The sequence below is a fragment of the Rhizobium sp. SEMIA4064 genome (assembly GCF_003025035.1).
Classification (GTDB): domain Bacteria; phylum Pseudomonadota; class Alphaproteobacteria; order Rhizobiales; family Rhizobiaceae; genus Rhizobium; species Rhizobium paranaense.
Map to the genome: position 1 here is coordinate 172,248 of NZ_PYJN01000006.1, position 20,617 is coordinate 192,864.

Below are 20,617 nucleotides of genomic sequence, written 5' to 3' on the forward strand. Positions count from 1 at the left end.
ATGCCCGATCTCCTTCTCGAACTCCGCTCCGAGGAAATTCCTGCCCGTATGCAGCGCAAGGCTGCCGGCGACCTGAAGAAGCTCGTCACCGACGCGCTGGTCGAAGCGGGTTTGTCCTATGAGGGTGCGCGCGAATATTGGACGCCGCGGCGGCTGACGCTTGACATTCGCGGCCTGACGGCGCGCTCGGCTGATGTGCGCGAGGAGCGCAAGGGACCGCGCACGGATGCCAATGAAAAGGCGATCGAGGGCTTTCTGCGCGGCGCCGGCCTGTCTTCCATTTCGGAAGCGCAGGTAAGTAGCGACCCGAAGAAGGGCGATTTCTACGTTGCGGTCATTTCCAAGCCCGGCCGCGCCGCCGAGGAGATCGTCGCCGACGTCATGCCCGGTATCATCCGCGATTTCCCCTGGCCGAAGTCGATGCGCTGGGGCAAGGCGTCGGCCAAGCCCGGCTCGCTGCGCTGGGTGCGCCCGCTGCAGTCGATCGTCTGTCTCTTCGGCACCGAGCATGAAGAAACCGCAGTCATCCCCTTCGAGATCGACGGTATCATCGCTTCGAATGTGACCTACGGCCACCGTTTCCATGCGCCGCAGGCGATCACCGTCAAGCGTTTCGATGACTACGTCTCCAGCCTGGAGAAGGCGAAGGTCATTCTCGATGCCGAGCGCCGCAAGGACATCATTCTGCACGATGCCCGTGATGTCGCCTTTGCCAATGGCCTGGAGCTTGTCGAGGACGAGGGCCTGCTGGAAGAGGTTTCCGGCCTCGTGGAATGGCCGCAGGTGCTGATGGGCTCCTTCGAGGAGGATTACCTGTCGATCCCCTCAGAAATCATCCGTCTCACGATCAAGACCAACCAGAAGTGCTTCGTCACCCGACCGCAGGTCGGCGAGACGCTGTCCAACCGTTTCATCCTCGTCTCCAATATCCAGGCGACGGATGGCGGCAAGGAGATCATCCACGGCAATGGCAAGGTCGTGCGCGCCCGCCTTTCCGACGCACTGCATTTCTGGAAGCGCGACCAGGGTGACCTGCCGGATCTCGAAACGCTGGAAGCCTCCGCGGTCAAATTCGGCCTCGATCTGAAAAAGCCGCTCGACCAGCGCATGGCGAAGCTCGACGCGCTGAACGTCACCTTCCATGCCAAACTCGGCAGCCAGGGCGAACGTGTTGCCCGCATTCGTGCGTTGGCATCCGAGCTTGCGAAAATTACCGGCGCCGATCCGGCCAAGGTCGATCGCGCCGCGATCCTCGCCAAGGCCGATCTGCGCACCGAAGCCGTTGGCGAATTCCCCGAGCTTCAGGGCCTCATGGGCCGCAAATATGCAGCGCTGCAGGGCGAAGACGCGTCCGTCGCTGCTGCGATCGAAGACCACTACAAGCCGCAGGGCCCATCCGATCGCGTGCCGGAGGATAAGGTGGCGATCACGGTCGCTCTCGCCGACAAGCTGGACACGCTAATCGGCTTCTGGGCGATCGATGAAAAGCCGACGGGTTCGAAGGACCCGTTTGCGCTGCGCCGCGCGGCTTTGGGCGTGGTGAGGATTTTGCTGGAACGCAAGGTACGCCTACCGCTTCTGGCGACGACAAAGGACGTCGATCTCCTCGCCTTCTTCCACGATCGCCTCAAGGTCTATCTCCGCGATCAGGGCGCTCGTTACGACCTCATTGACTCCGTGCTGACGCCGGAAGCCGACGACCTCCTGATGGTCGCTCGCCGTGTCGAAGCGCTCACCGCTTTTATCACCTCGGAAGACGGCAAGAACCTGCTTGCAGGCACCAAGCGCGCCACGCAGCTTCTCGCTGCCGAGGAGAAGAAGGGCACCGTCGTTGCCGATGGCGTCTCCGAAAACCTCTTGAAGCTCGATGCGGAAAAGGACCTCTTTGCCGCCATCACCAAAGCCTCCGCCGAGGCTTCCGATGCGATCGCCAAGGAAGATTTCCGCTCGGCCATGGCAGCACTTTCCAAGCTGCGCGCGCCTGTTGACCGCTTCTTCGAAGACGTGCTCGTCAACGATGAAGACGCCGCCATCCGCGCCAATCGTCTGGCGCTGTTGCGGCTGATCCGCGAGGCGACGGGAACGGTCGCGGACTTCTCGAAGATCGCGGGGTAAGGCGAGGGCGCGATGACTGGAAAAATTCTCGTCAGCGCCTGTCTCATGGGCCATGCCGTCCGCTATGACGGCCGTTCCAAGCCGCTTCTCCATCCGGCCATCGATCGCTGGCGCGAGGAGGGCAGGCTGGTGACGATCTGTCCGGAAATGTCCGCTGGCATGGTGGTACCGCGACCGCCGGCCGAAATTGCCGATGGCGCCACCGGCGAGGACGTGCTTGCCGGCCGCGCAAGCGTGATGGAGATCACCGGCGGCGATGTCACGCAGGGATTTCTCCAGGCCGCCGAAAATGCACTGGCGCTCGCGCGGGAAACCGGCTGTCGCTACGCTTTACTGATCGACGGAAGCCCATCCTGCGGTTCGGGCTTCATCTATGATGGCGCATTCTCCGGCGACCGGCATGCGGGTCATGGCGTCACGGCGGCTCTGCTGAAGCAGGCGGGCATCGAAGTCTATTCTGACAGCGAGATCGACAGGCTGGTCGAGCGGCTGGCGACGGCCGACTGAGGCAACCATTCATAGCCAACAAAGAAAAACCGCCGGGTTTGCGCCCGGCGGTTTGAGATAACCGTTGTCTTGCCGCCTTAAGCGGCGCGGCGGTTCTGTGTGGCCGGACGGCCGTCATTGACGCGGAAGCCGCGGATGAGCCCGAGCAGATCTTCGGTGTCGGCAGCGAGCGTTTCGGCCGATGCCGTCGTCTCTTCGGCCATGGCGGCGTTCTGCTGCGTGGCGGCGTCGAGCTGGTTCATCGAAGACGAGATCGAGCGCAGCGTCGTATCCTGTTCGGAGGCGCTGTGGGCGATCTTCGAGACGATCTCGTTGGCCGCCTTGATCTGGTCGGAGATGCGCTTCAGCGCTTCGCCGGCCTCGCCGACAAGGCGGACACCCTGGTCGACCTGGCCGGAGGAGCGGGCGATCTGGTCCTTGATCTCCTTGGCGGCGGCGGCAGAACGCTGCGCCAGTTCGCGCACTTCCTGGGCAACGACGGCAAAACCCTTGCCGGATTCGCCGGCACGGGCCGCCTCGACGCCGGCATTCAGCGCCAGAAGGTTGGTCTGGAAGGCGATCTCGTCGATGACGCCGATGATCTTGCTGATCTCTTCCGATGACTTTTCGATGCCGCTCATCGCATCGATCGCCTGGGCGACGACGGCGTCGCTGCGCGAGGCTTCGGTCGAGACGGCATGCACGCGTTTGCTCGCCTCATGGGCGCCTTCGGCGGTCTGGCGCACGGCGACGGTCAGTTCGTCCAGCGCCGCCGAGGTTTCCTCGAGGCTGGCGGCCTGGCGTTCGGTGCGCTGCGACAGCTCGTTGGAGGCGCGGCGGATCTCTTCCTTGGAAACGCCGATGTCATTGCCCTTGGCATTGACCCGGCCCATGGCGGCTTCCAGATGCGACAGCGCCTCGTTGAAGTTGTTGCGCAGGCCGGCATAGCCGATGCCGATATCGCCGCAGCGTACGGTCAGATCGCCCGCGGCCAGCGCTTCGAGCGCCCGGCCGATGGTGGAAACGACACGCGCCTGCTCATGCGCTTCGTCTTGCTGCTGGCGAAGGTTCTGTTCGCGCTCATTGCTGATTTCCAGCTCTTGTGCGGCCTGACGATCCGCCAGCGCATGGCGTTCGCGGACCTTCTCCTGCAGCGCCAGGGTGGCCTTGGCCATCAGGCCGATTTCGTTACGCATATCGGCATGCGGAATGACGATCTTCACGTCATCATCGGCCACCGCCTTGAGGGCGGTATGGACGTCGGCGAGCGGCTTGGTGATGCCACGGATGAAATAGAGGGCAGAACCGATGCCGACCAGGAAGACGATGCCGCAGATCAGCAGCGCATTCCACATGGTTGCGCGAATCTGGACCTCGAGGTCGTCCAGGTAGACGCCGCAGCCGAGAACGATCTGCCAGGGTTCAAAGGCTAGTGAATAGCTGCCCTTCAGGAAAAGCTCGCCGTCGGGATGGCCGGGCTTGCCCCAGTAGTAGACTGTACGGCCGCCGCCCTTGATGCCCTTTTCGACCATTTCCTTGCTGAAATGTGTGCCGTTCTTGTCGACCTGGCCGGACATGTCCTTGCCGACATTGGCCGGGTTCGGATGAATGCGCATAATGGCGCTGTAGTCAAAGCCGAAGAGATAGCCCGACGGCTGGAAGCTGACATGCGAGAGGATCTTGAAGGCCTCGGCCTGGGCGGCCTCATGCGTCATCTCACCGGATTTTTCGCGCTGATAATATTGATTCAGCACCGAAATACCGGACTCGACCTGCGTGCGGAGCATGTCGAAACGGTCGTCATAGATGGAGTCTGCCTGCGACCGGATCTGGAAATAGGTCGCCACGGCAAAAGCGGCCATAAGCACGCCCAGAAGCGCGAAGAGTTGATGGGCGATCTTGAGATTCTTCATAATGCCTCGCAACAGGGTACGGTGAATACCGGCGCGGTATTCTACCGCCTGTGCGATCGCCTGGGAGACCCCCAATACGCTTGCCGCTGCTCGAAATGACATGCTGCTGTCCGGTGCAAGCAAAGTCGCGCTTTATGTCTAAGAAAGTTTTAATCAAACCGCGCGATCAGAATTTAAGCGGATTTAATCAAGCGCTTAGTTGCATCGCAATAAATAATACTAACTGGCTTTCAAGTTTATCCAGAATTGGCGGCAAAGTTTTATGCTTTGCTATACAAAACGAATGCGCCCCTGCTTCTCTTCAGGGGCGCATTGGTCCGCCTCGCGGCAGACCCCGTCGACCGAAACTTTGGCCGGGCGGGGCAGGGAACAGGGTCGAACGGCTATTGTTACTGGCGAAGTTCAAAGCCGGAGACATCGAGCGGCACGGGTGCCTTCGTCTTGGCGGATTCGGGCAGGGCAGCCGTTTTTGCTGTGAGGTCGATGCCGTCGTTCGAAATGCCGGCAGCTTGGAGAGCCTCGGGCGTCGGCTTGGAGATGAAGACGACCGGCGAGCCGCCCATCCAGGCTTCGGTGCGCACCACCTTCTTCTGGCCATCGATATCGCGCACGACGATGGACTGTGTGCCCGGCGTCAGGTCCGGCACCACATAATCCTTTTTGACCGTTTGCGGCTTAAGCGCCGGGCAATCCGTGCAAACCTGCTGGATGATGCTGTCGCCGTCAGTTTCCGTCTTGCTGTCGATGGGCTGGATCGACGACGCCATGGCCGAGCCGGCGGCCAGCACAGATGCCAAAGTCAGGAACAAGAGACGCATAAAAAACCACTCCGTCTTACATGATGGAGAGATTAGTGTTCCTTTGTTTCCATCCCGTCAGAAGATTTGCTAAAAGTTTAGCGGAACCGCAGAAATCGGGACAGACGAGCGGTTTTTACTTCAAATCTTTTCGCGTCCGATTGCGCGCCAGCCGATATCGGTGCGGTTAAAGCCATTCGGCCATTGCACCTCGGCAGCAAGGGCATAGGCACGCTTTTGCGCCTCGCCGACGGTCTTGCCGGTCGCGGTGACATTCAGCACCCGCCCGCCGGTCGCGACCAGCGCGCCATCCTGCAGCGCTGTGCCGGCATGAAACACCTTGGCGCCGTCGCTGTCGGCGGGCAGGGCTGATATCGGCGTATTCTTTGCATAGGAGCCGGGATAGCCTTTCGAGGCCATGACCACAGTCAGCGCCACGTCGTCGCTCCACTCGGCACTGACCTGATCCAGCGTGCCGTTGGTGCAGGCAAGAAGCAGCGGCAGCAGGTCGCTCTTCAGCCGCATCATCAGCACCTGGCATTCCGGATCACCGAAGCGGACATTGTATTCGATCAATTCCGGTCCCTTGGCGGTGATCATCAGCCCGGCGAAGAAGACGCCCGAGAAGGGATGGCCGCTTTCCGCCATGCCGCGGATTGTTGGCTCGATGATTTCCTTCATCGTGCGCTCGACCATCTCTGTGGTCATGACCGGAGCTGGGGAATAAGCGCCCATGCCGCCGGTGTTCGGGCCGGTATCGCCGTCGCCGACGCGCTTGTGGTCCTGGGCGGTGGCGAGAGGCAGCGCATGCTTGCCGTCGCAAAGGCAGAAGAAGCTCGCCTCTTCGCCATCGAGATAGGCTTCGATCACGACTTCGGCGCCGGCCGCGCCAAATGCACCTTCGAAGCAATCATCGACAGCGGCGAGTGCCTCCTCGACCGTCATGGCGACGGTAACACCCTTACCGGCGGCAAGCCCATCGGCCTTGACGACGATCGGGGCGCCCTGCGCGCGAATATAGGCTTTCGCTTTCGGCGCATTGTTGAAACGCTGATAGGCGCCGGTCGGGATATCGTAGCGAGCGCAGATATCCTTGGTGAACCCTTTGGAGCCTTCCAACTGCGCGGCTGCAGCCGATGGCCCGAACACGGCGATGCCCTCGGCGCGCAAGCGATCGGCGAGCCCGGCGACCAGCGGCGCTTCCGGGCCGACGACGACGAAGTCGATGGCCTTTTCTTTGCAGAAGACAACGATCGCGCCGTGGTCTTCGATATCGATGGCGGCAAGCGTCGCATGTTCGGCAATGCCGGGATTGCCGGGCGCGGCGTAGAATTCCGTCATCAGCGGCGATTGCGCCAGCTTCCAGGCCAGCGCATGCTCGCGTCCGCCCGATCCGATCAACAGAACTTTCATGGCTTGCCCTTCTGTAGAGTGGTCAGCGTTTCACGGAATCGCTTTCCCGCTCTATCCATTTGTTTTCCGCATTCCGGACGAAAAACCGCTTCACACTTTTCCTGGAACTGCTCTTAGGTCCACTTGCGCGGTTAAGGGCCGTTGGACCAAAGGTCAAGCGGCAAATCCTGTGGAGGCCCAGGCTACAACATTGCCACGCCTTTTTGTGGCACTATGGTCCCCGCACTTCTATCAAGTTCAGAGAATCATATGGCCGCCGATATTCGCTCCCTTGCCGCAACCATCGCCACTGAGATCAATTCGCGTGCGGATCAGGCCAAGGCCGCGATCGAGCTTCTCGACGAAGGCGCGACGGTGCCATTCATCGCCCGCTACCGCAAGGAAGTGACCGGCGGTCTCGACGACGGTCAGTTGCGCACGCTGGCGGAGCGCCTCGTCTATCTGCGCGAGCTGGAGGCCCGCCGTGCGGCGATCGTCGAGTCGATTACCGGCCAGGGCAAGATGACCGACGAGCTGATGCGCAAGATCGCCGTGGTCGCCACCAAGGCAGAGCTGGAAGATCTTTATCTGCCCTACAAGCCGAAGCGTCGCACCCGCGCCGAAATCGCCAGGGAGCGCGGCCTCGGCCCGCTTGCCGATACCATCCTTGCCGATCGCTCCAAGGAGCCGGCCGTCCTTGCCGAGGGTTTCATCACCGCCGACGTGCCCGATGTGAAGACGGCGCTCGAAGGCGCGCGCGATATCATCGCCGAAGGCATTGCCGAAAATGCCGATCTGCTCGGCAAGCTGCGCACCTATATGAAAACGAATGCGGTGCTGAAGGCCAGGGTCGTCGACGGCAAGCAGGAGGCGGGCGCGAAATTCGCCGACTATTTCGAACATCAGGAGCGCTGGGCAACCGCTCCCGGCCATCGCGCGCTTGCCATGCTGCGCGGCTGGAATGAGGAAGTGCTGACCCTGACCATCGAGGTCGACGTCGATGCCGTCTCGCCGAACAAGCCGGTCGAGCGGATGATTGTGTCGGCTTACGAGATCGGCACGAGCAAACCCGGTGACCGCTGGTTGATGGATGTCGCGAGTTGGACCTGGCGGGTCAAGCTTTCCATGTCGCTGTCGCTCGACCTGATGCGAGAGCTGCGCGAACGCGCCGAAGAGGAGGCCATCCACGTCTTCGCCCGCAATCTGAAGGATCTTTTGCTCGCGGCACCGGCGGGATCGCGCGCGACCATGGGTCTCGATCCGGGCATCCGCACCGGCGTCAAGGTTGCCGTAGTCGACGGCACGGGCAAGTTGCTGGAGACGACGACGGTCTATCCCTTCCCGCCGAAAAACGACGTGCGCGGCACGCAGGCGACGTTGGCTGCACTCGTACGCAAGCACAAGGTCGAGCTGATTTCCATCGGCAACGGCACGGGCAGCCGCGAGACGGAGAAACTGGTGGCCGATATGCTCGCCGACCTGCCGGCACCGAAACCGACTAAGGTGATTGTTTCGGAGGCAGGCGCATCCGTCTATTCCGCCTCGGAAACGGCCGCGCTGGAATTCCCTGGTCTCGACGTGTCGCTGCGCGGCGCCGTCTCCATTGCCCGTCGCCTGCAGGATCCGCTGGCGGAACTCGTGAAGATCGAGCCGAAGTCGATCGGCGTCGGCCAGTATCAGCACGATGTCGATCAGCAGAAGCTGTCACGCTCGCTCGATGCGGTCGTGGAAGATGCGGTGAACGCGGTCGGTGTCGATCTCAACACGGCATCGGCGCCGCTGCTTGCGCGCGTCTCCGGTCTCGGCCCGTCGATTGCCGACGCGATCGTTAAGCATCGCGACGGGGAGGGACGCTTCGAGACCCGCCGCGACCTCCTGAAGGTCGCGCGCCTCGGCCAGCGCACCTTCGAACAATGTGCCGGCTTCCTGCGCATTCCCGATGGCAAGGAGCCGCTCGACGCCTCATCGGTGCATCCGGAAGCCTATGGCGTGGCCAAGCGGATCGTGGCCGCCTGCGGCCGTGATCTGCGCAGCCTGATGGGTGATGCCGCCGTGCTGAAGGCGGTCGATCCGCGCCAGTTCATCGACGAAAAATTCGGCCTGCCGACAGTGCGCGACATCCTTGCCGAACTCGAAAAACCCGGCCGCGATCCGCGCCCGAGCTTCAAGACCGCGACCTTTGCCGAAGGGGTTAACGAGATCGGCGATCTCAAGCCCGGCATGCTGCTGGAGGGCACGGTGACCAACGTCGCTGCCTTCGGCGCCTTCGTCGATATCGGCGTCCACCAAGACGGCCTTGTCCACGTCTCGCAGCTCGCCGACCGCTTCGTGAAGGACCCGCATGAAGTGGTCAAGGCCGGCGACGTCGTGAAAGTGAAAGTTGTGGAGGTAGACGTCAAACGCAAACGAATCGGCCTCTCCATGCGCAAGGATGTCAGCGCCGTGGCAGCAACGCCTGGGCAGCAGTCACGCGAAAAAAATAGCGGGCACAACGCAGGCGGTAGGCGTGACAGTGGTCCGAAACCGGAGCAGCAGGGCAGCTTCGGCGCCGCTCTGGCGGACGCGCTCAAACGAAAATAAGGACTTAGCGAGACTCAGTGCAAGAATGTCACACTCTGGCAGAGTTGTTGCCGGAGCGCTAACGAGTGCGAAAAGGTGCGCTTGCCACATTGATGTGACGCGTTAAAGTCAGCGCTAATGTCATGTCATCATAGGCGAGGCGTCCATGGCGTCGGCACTCTTCTCGATTGTCAAAAAAATCGTCCGTAAAGGCTCTCTGAAACTTACACTCGCGTCCGGCGAGACGCATATGATCGGCGATGGGTCCGGCGAAATGGTTGCCGTCCGCGTCGCCGACCAACAGGCGGAGGACGCGGTTGCGCGCGATCCGACCCTGAAGCTCGGTGAAATGTACATGGAGGGGCGCTTCATTCTGGAGCACGGGGATATCTATGAATTCCTCTCGCTCGTGAAGCAGAATACCACCAACGAGATTTTTGACCTGCGCATGGCGGCGCTCCTGATCGGCCGCATTGCCTGGCAGCAGATCAAGAGCCGCTCGCCGATCAACCGCAACAGATACAATGTTGCGCATCACTATGACCTGTCGGCCAAGCTGTTCGATCTCTTCCTTGATGATGACTGGCAGTATTCCTGCGCCTATTTCGTGCCGCCTGGCATCAGTCTGGACGAAGCGCAACTGGCCAAGAAGCGCCATATCGCCGCCAAGCTGCTGGTCGAGCCAGGTCAGCGCGTTCTTGAGATCGGCTCCGGTTGGGGCGGCATGGGCATGTATCTTGCCGAAGCCAATCCCGGCCTCGATTTCACCGGCATCACGCTCAGCGAAGAGCAGCTCAAAGTTTCGCGCGGCCGCGCCGCCAAGCGTGGGCTGTCCGACCGCATGCGCTTCGAGCTTCAGGACTACCGCTATCTGACAGGCAGGAAGTTCGACCGCATCGTCTCGGTCGGCATGTTCGAGCATGTCGGCATCGGCGACTATGGCAAGTTCTTCCGCAAGGTCCACGAATTGCTCGACGACAACGGCGTCATGGTGCTGCACTCCATCGCCCGTCCGAAGCCGAGCTTCGCCACGAACGCCTTCATCGAGAAGTACATTTTCCCTGGCGGCTACATTCCCTCTGTTGGAGAGGCAACGGCGCCGCTGGAAAAGGCCGGGCTTATGGTCAAGGATGTCGAAGTCCTGCCGATGCATTATGCCCATACGCTGCGGCACTGGCGCAATCGTTTCGTGGCGCGCAAGGCGGAGGCTGTCGCGCTCTACGACGAGAAGTTCTTCCGCATGTGGGAATTCTATCTGGCCGGCTCGGAAATGGGCTTCCGCTGGGATGAACTCTTCATCATGCAGCTCCAGATTACCAAGAACCAGTTCGCTGTTCCCGACAACCGCAATTACATCGCCGAGCGGGAAGCGAAACTCAGACTATTCGAGGCGACCAGAGCGCCGCTGGAAAAGGTGACGTTCTAAAGCGACCGCTGCTGTTTGAGATTGCGCCGAGCCATGAGTTTCCGTAACCCGGCGCATTCATTTCGGCCCTGCCGGGCATGTATTACTTGACCACTTGAACGGTCAGATTCTCGTCATTGACTTTATTGGCATACAACACGGTCATGCGCAGGCCGAATTGATCCGTGCCGGTGAAGCCGGGATCGGACGTGTAATAGACCGTCGTTCCCTCAACCGGTTTGCCGCTGCAGATATAAGCATCGCTGTCCTTGTCGTATTTCACGCGAACCGGGCCATGTTCGAAAGTGACCTTGCCGTGGCTGGGTTGCTTAATGATCCCCGTATAGGGATAGGAGTTGAACGTGCAGTCTCGCTTCACGGAAGCGGCCATGCCAAGAGCGGTCTTTTTGCCGGAGATCACTCTGTGGGAGTATTGGTTTTGTTTGGCGCCATCAAGCGGCGTGCCAACGCAGCCTGAAAGCGTCATGCCGATACCGATAAATGCGCTGAGAGAAATCAAAGAGATAGTATTCATTCCGGTCTATTCCTGAATAATGCCTTAGGTAATACCCATGATTGAGTATCCTATGCCGGAATTAAATCACCGCGACACATCGGCGCAGGCTAGAATCCGAAGAAATCGCCCTTAAAGTTTCGCCGTTATTCCCCGAATTCAGGCGCGTTTGGTTAAGAGAGCGGTAACGTGATCGGGATAATTTGCGGCCACTCTGAGGGTGTGTATGGCCTTTTGTATTGCGTATTATGGAGTTGCGTTGTGTTTGCGAAATCGCGTCTATTTTTCACCCTCGGCCTGTTTTCCGCCTCGGCGGGCGCCGCTTTCGCCGGAGACGGCCAGCATTTCTGGTCGGGTGATTGGTATCTAAGCGTCGGTGCAGCCGGTTTCACGGCGCCGAAATTCGAAGGTAGCAAACACAACAAGCTGCAATGGTCGCCGTTGATCTCGGTTGGCAAACAGGGCCCAGGCCCGCGTTTTTCCTCCCGCAACGACAATCCCTCTTTTGCGTTCATCGACAATGACGGTATCCGGGCCGGTATCGTCGGCAAATTTGTGCCGAGCCGAGATTCCAGCGATGGTCACGAACTGAAGGGCCTGAAGAAGGTCAAGTGGGGCGCGGAAGCCGGCGGTTTCGTCGAAGCCTATCCGACCGATTGGCTGCGTGCCCGCGTCGAAGTCCGCCAGGGTATTCGCGCCCATAGCGGCGTTGTCGCCGATGCCGCTGTCGACGCCTTCACCGATATCACGCCGGAACTGCGCCTTTCCGGCGGCCCGCGCATGACGCTCGCTTCCCCCGATTATTTCGACACCTATTACGGCGTTAACGCCAAGGAGTCGGCGGCATCCGGCCTCAGCCGCTACAATCCGGGCGGCGGTATAAAGTCCGTCGGCGCTGGCGGCGCGCTGACCTGGAAGGCGACGCAGAACTGGACCACGAGCGCCTTTGTCGAATACAGCCGCCTGACCGGCCCGGCAGCCGACAGCAGCCTCGTGCGCGAGCGCGGCGACCGCAACCAGTTGCTGGTGGGCGTTTCCGCCAGCTACAAGTTCAACTTCACGATGAACTGAAAAGAGCGGGGCTTCAGCCCCGCCGCTTGACCGCAGGCGCTGGATATCACTACTAGTCGTCTATGCAAAAGACAGGCGACATCAATGGGCGCGTCGCAGACGCGTCCTCCGGCAACTGGGTTTACCGCGTCCTGCCCCCGGCGCTTTGGCCTTACGCGCAGCTCGCGCGCTGGGATCGGCCGATCGGCTGGGAGCTTTTGATGTGGCCGTGCTTCTGGTCGGCCACGTTGGCGGCCAATGCCGCCCTGGCGGCGGGCAAGGCCTCGCCCGGCTTTTTGCTGATCTACCACCTCTTTCTCTATTTCGTCGGCGCCGTTGCCATGCGCGGCGCCGGCTGCGCCTATAATGATCTGGTCGATCATGAGATCGACATGGAAGTGGCCCGCACGCGCTCACGCCCGCTGCCCTCCGGCCGCGTCACGCGCTGGCAGGCGAAGGTTTTCATAGCGCTGCAGGCGCTGGTCGGCCTTTTGGTCCTGCTGCAGTTCAATTGGTTCAGCGTCGTTCTCGGCGTGTTGTCGCTCGCCATCGTCGCGCTCTATCCCTTTGCCAAGCGCTTTACCGATTGGCCGCAGTTTTTCCTGGGGCTGGCTTTCTCCTGGGGTGCGCTGATGGGATGGGCCGGACTGTTCGGCAGCCTGTCGCTCGCCCCCATCGTACTTTATGCCGCCGCCATCCTGTGGACGATCGGTTATGACACGATCTATGCCCATCAGGACAAGGAGGATGACGAGCTGATCGGCGTGCGCTCCACCGCCCGGCTCTTCGGCGACAAGACGCGCCTCTGGCTGGTTGGCCTCTACGGTACGGCGCTGCTGCTGCTGCTGTTGTCCTTTGCACTGGCGGGAGCAGGGTGGCTCTCCTATATCGGCCTTCTCGTCGCCGGCGGCATGTTCGCCTATCAGATTGCCGTGCTCGACATCAACGATGGGCAACAATGCCTGATCCTGTTCAGATCCAACGGCAAGGTCGGCCTCATCATCTTCGCCGGCCTCTTCCTGTCGTTTCTATTTCTCGTTCCGTGATGTGAAAGACGGCCGCGTTACGGTTTTGCTATAAGCGGTGGGTGCTCAGCATGGGATATAGCATCCGATTGGCTCAGGAAGCGGATGTGGAGGCCATCAGCGCAGTGGTCTTGTCCGCTCTTCGCGAAACCAATGCGAAGGATTATTCGCAGGACATAATCTCCCGCGTCGCACAGAATTTCACTCCCGCCGCGGTGCGAAAGCTCTTGGCAAGCCGGATTGTTTGCGTGGCGACGAACGGCGAAAATGTCGTAGGCACTGCCAGTCTCGACGGCGCGGTAATCCGCACCGTGTTCGTATCCCCATCGATGCAGGGACAGGGAGTGGGAACCCAACTGATGGCCGAAATAGAGTTGATAGCGCGTGGTAAGGGTATCACGACCCTTGCCGTGCCGTCGTCCGTCACGGCGCAGGCTTTCTATGCGAAGTTGGGCTATCAGGCCGTGAGGGATAACTTCCACGGGGATGAACGGACGATCATTATGGAGCGTTCGCTGGAGCAATAGCCATATCGGCCGCATGGCTGAATGCCTGCGGCCGATCATGGGCAATATGCTGCGATTTTGATCTCGGGTATTTTAACTCCGCGCGATGATCTCGCGGCCTTCGATCTTCATCTTAACGCCGAGCTTGCCGGTCGTGCGGCGCACGAGGAAGCGCGGGCGGCGATTGGCGAAATAGGCGTGACGGCGACGGGGCTGGAGGTCACGGGTGGCGACGCCGCCCAGATGCTCTTCCAGCGGACGGGCAACGCCATCGGCTTCGATCATCATCATCGGAATGCGGAAGGCTTCCGACCATGAGCGCCAGTCGGCGGCGATATCGCTCAAATCATGGGCGACGAGGAGGGGGATGCAGAGATCCGGGTCCTCATGATGCAATTCCAGTGTCACAGTGACTTCGCCGTCGCCATGGTCGATGGCACGGGCGGCGACGCCCTTGAAGGCACGCTTTGGTAATGCGACCGACAGCGGCAGACCGCTGGACGGCAATATCTTGCGCAGCACTGCGCCACGCTCGTCGATCGTGATGGTGACATCACCCGCGGTACCGCGCATGGCATAGCTGACCTGTTGCGGAAAGCGCGTCGGATCAAGCCGCAGTGTGGTTCCAGCCCAGTCGGGCTTCAGGACGGTATTAGTCATCTAAATCTCTACCCTTGCTTTACCTGAGAGCCGGTTTTCCGGTCTTCTTACGGAGAACCTCATGTCCTCTCGTTGGGTGCAGATTAGGCGGCCCCCCTTCCAGACAGCTTAAAAATCGCGGTTAAGAAAACTTTGCGTCCTCAAATGGTTAGCAAAATCGAATGTGGCAGGGTTTCTATTAGATGAATGCTTGGCTGGCCGTCCGTGTCCCGATCTGACGCAGGCGGTAGAGGAAGTATTGTAAGTCTCAGGTAAGGTTTACCTGCGATATTGCCGATAGATTCGCCTGCATATATTAGAGACTTATTGGGGTTCACGCTGATGATATCCACCTATCTTGGCTATTCGATCGCGACCCGGAGCATGGCGACGACGCTCAAACAGGTGGCAACGCAGCCTGAGAACAAGCGCGAGATCGATTATTACAACGCCAATATTGGCAAGGTCACCAGCGTCGACGACTTCATGAACGACTATCAGCTCTATAGCTACGCTATGGAAGCCTACGGTCTTTCGGACATGACCTATGCCAAGGCCTTTATGAAACAGGTGCTGACCAGCGACCTCAGCGACTCCAGCAGTTTCGCAAACAAGCTGACGGATTCGCGCTACAAGGAATTCGCAGCGGCGTTCAATTTCGGCACGAGCAGCTCCTCTTCGGCGCAATCCAGTGAACAGGAAGACGATCTGGTCGGCCTTTACAAGCAGTCGTTTACGACTGAGGAGACCAACGCCGAGACTGAAACAAGTTATTACAGCCAGCATATCAGCGACGTTAAGACCGTGGATGATCTCCTGGGTAACACGCGCTTGAGAAACTATGTGCTGCAGGCCTATGGCATCGATCCGACGAATGTGTCGAACACATTCCTGAAGCAGATGCTGACGAGCGACCTCAGCGATTCCAGCAGCTTCGTAAATCAGAACGGCAGCGCCGCCGACAAGGCGATCGTCGCCGAGTTCAATTTCAATGCCGATGGAAGCGTGAAGACGACGACCGCGGACGCCGACACGACCTACTATCAGAGCCAGATCAGCTCGATCACCTCCGTCGATGAGCTTACCTCTAATCCCAAGCTGTTCGACTATGTCAAAACGGCCTTCGATATCCCGTCCTACATCACCGCAGCCCAATTCAATGCCTCGGCCGAGGATGCGAGCGTTGCAAAGTCCAACGGGCTGACCAGTGTGCTGGCGCAGTTCAATTTCCAGTCCGACGGCACGGTCGCTAGCGGCGAGCAGGCGCAGACCGCCACCCAGCTCAGCACGACGACGTCAGCCTATGCGACGAATTATCCGGGCGGCCCGCAGACACTCGGTCAGACGGCCGACGTCATGAGCGCTTACAATTCCACCGTTCCCTCATTCACGACCGATGTCGGCGCCACGGATAACGATCTTTATTATAAGGACCACATCGGCTCCATCACCTCGATCGACGAACTGACATCGGACACCCGGCTCTTCGATTACGTCAAGACGGCCTATGGGATCGATGCGAGCACCCCCGCCGTCGTATTCAAAAACGCGTTCTCGGACTCCACCACCGCCTCCATTTTCGGCCTGAGTAATGTTGTTGCGGCGTTCAACTTTCAGTCGGATGGCACACTGGCGTCAGGCGACGTGGCGCAGTCACAGGCGGAGATCACCGCCGCATCGACCGCCTATATGAAAAATTACGCGACGTCGCAGTCGTCACTGACCACCGATGCGGTCAGCAACTACAAGACCCGCATCGCCAGTGTGAAGACGATCGACGACTTCTTCAAAACCAACGCCACCGCCGACAGCAACACGTCCAATGACGATCTTCCCGAGATCTACCAAATGGCGCTGCGCGCCTACGGTATCAGCTCGGACGAGATGTCGAAGACGCAGATGAAGAAGATTCTCGAAAGCGATCCCTACGATTCGAAAAGCTATGTCAGCTCGCTCAAGGACACGCGTTTCACCAATCTCGCCAAAGCCTTCAATTTCGATAGTAAAGGCAAGTTGAAGCCGCCCGTTCAGTCTTTGTCCCAGACACAGATCAATAGCTACATCTCCAAATATTCCAGCAGCGTGACTGCAGGGCTGACGGGTGCTCAGGAGACAAAGGCCGCAAGCGATGCAAAGGATGCCGCCACCTATTTTGCGACCAATATCGTCAAGGTCACCAGCGTCACCGATCTTCTGGCCGACAGCAAGCTCACCAATTTCATCCTGACTGCCAATGGCATCGACCCGAAGAGCGTCACCACCGCGACGCTGAAGAAGGCTTTCGCTTCCGATCCGAGCAACTCCAAGAGTTTCATCAACACGGATGATGGCTCTCAGTTCAAGAGCATCGTCGAAGCGTTCAACTTCGATACAGCCGGAAACCTGACTGACTCGAAACTGGGCACTACGCAAAACCAGGGCGCGATCGACCAGACGAACGACCTCTTCCTGCATCAAACCCTCGAGGATCAGCAGGGAGAGAGCAACCCCGGCGTACGCTTGGCTCTCTATTTCCAGCGCAAGGCGCCGGACATTAATTCCATCTACGATATCATGGGCGACACCGCGCTCTATCAGGTCGTCACGACGACCTTCAGCCTGCCGAGTTCGATCTCGTCGATGGATGTCGATCAGCAGGCCAAGGTGTTGGGCAAAGTTATCGATGTCAGCGATCTGAAGGACCCGGACAAGGTCACCAAGCTTCTGCAGCGGTTCTCCGCCATGTACGACATGCAGAACAATACGACCTCGTCGACATCGCCCGCACTGTCGATCTTAACGGGTTCCTCGACCGTCGGCATCAGCGCCGATACGCTGCTGTCGATCGCCCAGCTTTCCAATAAATAGCGAACCGTTTCGAAAAAAATGATGGTTGGTTCGCGCCGCTTCAATGTGCGGCGCGAAGCCGTCGATGCGCCTGTTGCAGTCGTGCCAGCATGAGGCGCCTACAGGCTCCGGAGACGTGGAATAAGCGCATTCGACATCAATCGGAAGGAACTTATTAACCGTCTTTGCCCTATTCGATTTGAGAAGCCAACGGCAATATCAATGACTGGGTTGCAGGTCTCATGCGTCTTTCTCGAACGAACATTTCGAATGCGGCAACGGGCTTCCTGCAGGAGGGAGAGCTCGACCCGGAGCAGGTCGCGGAAGAAGCCCGCCGGGCCGAGCAGATCGCCGCTCGCCGCGCTTTCCTGGAAGAAAAGATCCGCAATGCCCGCGAGGCAAAGCAGCGCGCTGAAGAACAGCGCCGCAAGGAAGAATTGCGGCTCGCCGAAGAGGCACGCCTGCGGATCGCCGCGGCGCCAAAGCCTGTCGTCGAAGCCTTGCAAGCCAGCACGGCGGCAGGCGGCCCCATCATGCCCGTTACGCCGCATGGGATTTCGGCCGAGGAGCTTGCCTCACCCGGCTGGCAAAACGCCTTCCTGATGGGACCGAACGTCCGTTTCACCCGCACGCGCGAAACCGAGATCATCAGCCGGCGCCCGCCTGCGGAACCTGCGCCCGTCCTGGCGCCTGCGGCGGTGAACCACGCCGCCATGCGCGTCGTTGAGCCGCCGGTCATCATCGAATCACATGTCTCGATCGATAATTCACAGACGGAGCAGGCGGCCGATTTCCAACTGCCGCCATGGGAGGACATGCCGTTCGCGGCTGAAACCTACAAGCCTACCGTAATTCAGAAATCTCCGGCGATGGAGCCGGACGCATTGGAGATGACCGTCATCGCTACCGCATTTCATAAAGCTCCAGCGATCGCGCTGGATGCCTCGCCGTCATTGCCGAAAACTGCAGAATCCGTTGCCGCGCCTGTGGTCGAGTCGCGGCTCGTCAATCTCTCCGATTTCGCCTTCTGGGATGCCATGCCCTTCGAAAGCGAATTTCTTGCCGCCGTCAGAGGCAAGCCGGTCCAGCCGGCAGTCGTTCCGGAGATCCAGTCCCGGGTCGAATCGATCATCGCAAAATTCCGCGTCGTCGAATGCCGCCGCCCATCGCCTGCCGTGGCCTCATCACCGGAAACCGGGGTTTCGCCTGCTATAGCGGCCGCTGCCTCCGCCGAGCCTGCTCCGGCTGTCGAGCCTGCCCCTGCCGGCACATTCGTGATGGACGAGCTTGCCGCGCTGGAAGCCTTGGCATTGGCGCCCTTCGCGCCGGCTCCGGTCGAAGCTGCCGCGCCGGCCGTCGTGGAATCAAAGCCGACTGAACCCGCTGCGTTCATCCCGCCCGCATTCGTCACCGCAGTATTCGCCATCGCACCCGAGGCTGTCGCCGAAGCCAAACCGGCCCCGGTCATGGTCGTCGCGCCGATGCCGGTTCGGACATCGGCACCGGCTGCCGCCGCTCCTGTCGTCGAAGCGAAGCCGGTTATTCCCGCTGTCGAAGCCGCCAAGCAGCGCCTGATCGATCCGCCGCCGTCGCAGATTACACCGCGCAGGGCTAACGCCCTGGCTCTTCCGGAGTGGCGGCCGATCGCCCCCAGCGGTGAGGGTGAATATGAACCGCCGCCTCGCGAACTGCTGCAGGAGCCGGTCGCCCGGACCGGCGTGATCATGACGCAGGAAACGCTGGAGCAGAATGCCGGTCTTCTCGAAAGCGTGCTCGAGGACTTCGGCGTCAAGGGCGAGATCATCCATGTTCGTCCCGGCCCGGTCGTGACGCTCTACGAATTCGAGCCGGCTCCTGGCGTTAAATCCTCGCGCGTCATCAATCTCGCCGACGATATCGCCCGTTCCATGTCGGCTCTATCAGCCCGCGTCGCCGTCGTTCCCGGCCGCAACGTCATCGGTATCGAACTGCCGAATGTCACCCGCGAGACCGTCTATTTCCGCGAAATGATCGAATCCGCGGATTTCGAGAAGAGCGGCTATAAGCTGGCGCTCGGCCTCGGCAAGACGATCGGCGGCGAGCCCGTCATCGCCGAACTCGCCAAGATGCCGCATCTGCTCGTTGCCGGCACCACCGGTTCGGGTAAATCGGTCGCTATCAACACCATGATCCTGTCGCTGCTCTATCGCATGACACCAGAGCAGTGCCGCCTGATCATGGTCGATCCGAAGATGCTGGAACTCTCCGTCTATGACGGCATCCCGCATCTGCTCACCCCGGTCGTGACCGATCCCAAGAAGGCCGTCATGGCGCTGAAATGGGCGGTGCGCGAGATGGAGGATCGCTACAAGAAGATGTCGCGCCTCGGCGTCCGCAACATCGACGGCTATAACAGCCGTGTCGCTTTGGCCCGCGAAAAGGGCGAGAGGATCCACCTCATGGTTCAGACCGGCTTCGACAAGGGCACCGGTGCCCCGATCGAAGAACAGCAGGAAATGGACCTGACGCCGATGCCCTACATCGTCGTCATCGTCGACGAAATGGCCGACCTGATGATGGTCGCCGGCAAGGAAATCGAAGGGGCGATCCAGCGTCTGGCGCAGATGGCGCGTGCCGCCGGCATCCACCTGATCATGGCGACCCAGCGTCCGTCCGTCGATGTCATCACCGGCACGATCAAGGCGAACTTCCCGACCCGCATCTCCTTCCAGGTGACGTCGAAGATCGACAGCCGTACCATTCTGGGTGAGCAGGGCGCCGAACAGCTCCTCGGCCAGGGTGACATGCTCCATATGGCGGGCGGCGGGCGCATCTCCCGCGTTCACGGTCCCTTCGTCTCCGACGAGGAAGTCGAGAAGGTCGTCGCACATCTGAAGCTGCAGGGCCGTCCGGAATATCTCGATACGGTCACCGCCGACGAGGATGAAGAAGACGAGGAAGAAGATACGGCTGTCTTCGACAAGGGCGCCATCGCTTCGGAAGACGGCGACGATCTCTACGAACAGGCGATCAAGGTCGTCATGCGCGACAAGAAGTGCTCGACCTCCTACATCCAGCGCCGCCTCGGTATCGGCTATAATAGGGCTGCATCCCTGGTGGAACGCATGGAAAAGGACGGCCTGGTCGGCCCGGCGAACCATGTAGGCAAGCGTGAGATCATCTCGGGCAACCGCAATGGTGGCGGCAATGCGAGCCAGGAAGACTTTGATTGATCCAGTGGGGGGTGGACGCGGGGTTTCGAATATGCCGTGCCTCCGCCACCCCCCTCTGTCACTGTCGTGACATCTCCCCCACAAGTGGGGAGATCGTTGGGAGTGCGCTGACCGCTTTACCATGCCATCATGCTTTGGTCTCCGCGGATGCGATGTTTGTCTGAGGCAAATATATGCC

At 60.2% G+C, this 20,617-nt stretch carries 14 protein-coding genes; 9 read left to right on the top strand and 5 right to left on the bottom strand.

Translation table 11 applies throughout. The features are described from left to right. Together glyS and C9E91_RS04640 are read left to right on the top strand one after the other, a co-directional pair. Window positions 1–2,115 (top strand): glycine--tRNA ligase subunit beta, encoded by a 2,115-nt coding sequence (gene glyS, locus C9E91_RS04635; protein WP_107107189.1) that lies wholly within the window; start codon window positions 1–3, stop codon window positions 2,113–2,115. A 12-nt stretch (window positions 2,116–2,127) separates the two neighbouring features. Further along, window positions 2,128–2,622 (top strand): 2-thiouracil desulfurase family protein, encoded by a 495-nt coding sequence (locus C9E91_RS04640; protein ID WP_107107190.1) that lies wholly within the window; start codon window positions 2,128–2,130, stop codon window positions 2,620–2,622. Between the two features lie 77 nt (window positions 2,623–2,699). Here the strand turns inward: C9E91_RS04640 and C9E91_RS04645 are convergent, their stop codons facing one another. From C9E91_RS04645 to purD, 3 genes are all read right to left on the bottom strand, one after another. After that, entirely contained in the window at window positions 2,700–4,514 is a 1,815-nt protein-coding gene (locus C9E91_RS04645; RefSeq protein WP_107107191.1) for a methyl-accepting chemotaxis protein, read from the bottom strand. Window positions 4,515–4,903: 389 nt separating this feature from the next. Further along, entirely contained in the window at window positions 4,904–5,332 is a 429-nt protein-coding gene (locus C9E91_RS04650) for a plant virulence effector HPE1-like domain-containing protein (RefSeq protein WP_107107192.1), read from the bottom strand. A gap of 120 nt (window positions 5,333–5,452) precedes the next feature. Further along, window positions 5,453–6,724 (bottom strand): phosphoribosylamine--glycine ligase, encoded by a 1,272-nt coding sequence (purD, locus tag C9E91_RS04655; protein WP_107107193.1) that lies wholly within the window; start codon window positions 6,722–6,724, stop codon window positions 5,453–5,455. 249 nt (window positions 6,725–6,973) lie between these two features. Here purD and C9E91_RS04660 point away from each other — a divergent pair, with 249 nt between their 5' ends. Continuing rightward, a complete protein-coding gene (locus tag C9E91_RS04660) occupies window positions 6,974–9,283 on the top strand; it encodes a Tex family protein (RefSeq protein ID WP_107107194.1) in 2,310 nt (769 codons plus the stop codon). A 145-nt stretch (window positions 9,284–9,428) separates the two neighbouring features. Beyond that, window positions 9,429–10,688, top strand: a complete 1,260-nt coding sequence (locus C9E91_RS04665) for a cyclopropane fatty acid synthase (protein ID WP_107107195.1) — start codon at window positions 9,429–9,431, stop codon at window positions 10,686–10,688. A gap of 82 nt (window positions 10,689–10,770) precedes the next feature. On the opposite strand, the gene C9E91_RS04670 is transcribed toward C9E91_RS04665, so the two are convergent. Beyond that, window positions 10,771–11,202, bottom strand: coding sequence for a hypothetical protein (locus C9E91_RS04670; RefSeq protein ID WP_107107196.1), 432 nt, complete (start codon window positions 11,200–11,202; stop codon window positions 10,771–10,773). A gap of 276 nt (window positions 11,203–11,478) precedes the next feature. On the opposite strand from C9E91_RS04670, the gene C9E91_RS04675 reads away from it, so the two are divergent. From C9E91_RS04675 to C9E91_RS04685, 3 genes are all read left to right on the top strand, one after another. After that, complete coding sequence (locus C9E91_RS04675) at window positions 11,479–12,252, top strand: MipA/OmpV family protein (RefSeq protein WP_246451057.1); 774 nt, start codon at window positions 11,479–11,481, stop codon at window positions 12,250–12,252. A 62-nt stretch (window positions 12,253–12,314) separates the two neighbouring features. Continuing rightward, a complete protein-coding gene (gene ubiA, locus C9E91_RS04680) occupies window positions 12,315–13,277 on the top strand; it encodes a 4-hydroxybenzoate octaprenyltransferase (protein WP_107107198.1) in 963 nt (320 codons plus the stop codon). A 50-nt stretch (window positions 13,278–13,327) separates the two neighbouring features. Continuing rightward, entirely contained in the window at window positions 13,328–13,783 is a 456-nt protein-coding gene (locus C9E91_RS04685; RefSeq protein ID WP_107107252.1) for a GNAT family N-acetyltransferase, read from the top strand. Between the two features lie 72 nt (window positions 13,784–13,855). Here the strand turns inward: C9E91_RS04685 and C9E91_RS04690 are convergent, their stop codons facing one another. Continuing rightward, complete coding sequence (locus C9E91_RS04690) at window positions 13,856–14,422, bottom strand: DUF6101 family protein (protein ID WP_107107199.1); 567 nt, start codon at window positions 14,420–14,422, stop codon at window positions 13,856–13,858. A gap of 321 nt (window positions 14,423–14,743) precedes the next feature. Here C9E91_RS04690 and C9E91_RS04695 point away from each other — a divergent pair, with 321 nt between their 5' ends. Both C9E91_RS04695 and C9E91_RS04700 read left to right on the top strand, forming a co-directional pair. Further along, window positions 14,744–17,248 carry a DUF1217 domain-containing protein gene (locus C9E91_RS04695; RefSeq protein ID WP_107107253.1) on the top strand — a complete coding sequence of 835 codons (2,505 nt, stop codon included), beginning with the start codon at window positions 14,744–14,746 and terminating at the stop codon, window positions 17,246–17,248. Between the two features lie 221 nt (window positions 17,249–17,469). Continuing rightward, a complete protein-coding gene (locus C9E91_RS04700) occupies window positions 17,470–20,439 on the top strand; it encodes a DNA translocase FtsK (protein ID WP_107107200.1) in 2,970 nt (989 codons plus the stop codon). Window positions 20,440–20,617: the final 178 nt, after the last annotated feature.

Bases quoted from the DNA above. Each gene is read 5' to 3' on its own strand.
- glyS (WP_107107189.1), top strand. From the start codon at position 1: ATGCCCGATCTCCTTCTCGAACTCCGCTCCGAGGAAATTCCTGCCCGT.
- C9E91_RS04640 (WP_107107190.1), top strand. From the start codon at position 2,128: ATGACTGGAAAAATTCTCGTCAGCGCCTGTCTCATGGGCCATGCCGTC.
- C9E91_RS04645 (WP_107107191.1), bottom strand. From the start codon at position 4,514: ATGAAGAATCTCAAGATCGCCCATCAACTCTTCGCGCTTCTGGGCGTG.
- C9E91_RS04650 (WP_107107192.1), bottom strand. From the start codon at position 5,332: ATGCGTCTCTTGTTCCTGACTTTGGCATCTGTGCTGGCCGCCGGCTCG.
- purD (WP_107107193.1), bottom strand. From the start codon at position 6,724: ATGAAAGTTCTGTTGATCGGATCGGGCGGACGCGAGCATGCGCTGGCC.
- C9E91_RS04660 (WP_107107194.1), top strand. From the start codon at position 6,974: ATGGCCGCCGATATTCGCTCCCTTGCCGCAACCATCGCCACTGAGATC.
- C9E91_RS04665 (WP_107107195.1), top strand. From the start codon at position 9,429: ATGGCGTCGGCACTCTTCTCGATTGTCAAAAAAATCGTCCGTAAAGGC.
- C9E91_RS04670 (WP_107107196.1), bottom strand. From the start codon at position 11,202: ATGAATACTATCTCTTTGATTTCTCTCAGCGCATTTATCGGTATCGGC.
- ubiA (WP_107107198.1), top strand. From the start codon at position 12,315: ATGCAAAAGACAGGCGACATCAATGGGCGCGTCGCAGACGCGTCCTCC.
- C9E91_RS04685 (WP_107107252.1), top strand. From the start codon at position 13,328: ATGGGATATAGCATCCGATTGGCTCAGGAAGCGGATGTGGAGGCCATC.
- C9E91_RS04690 (WP_107107199.1), bottom strand. From the start codon at position 14,422: ATGACTAATACCGTCCTGAAGCCCGACTGGGCTGGAACCACACTGCGG.
- C9E91_RS04695 (WP_107107253.1), top strand. From the start codon at position 14,744: ATGATATCCACCTATCTTGGCTATTCGATCGCGACCCGGAGCATGGCG.
- C9E91_RS04700 (WP_107107200.1), top strand. From the start codon at position 17,470: ATGCGTCTTTCTCGAACGAACATTTCGAATGCGGCAACGGGCTTCCTG.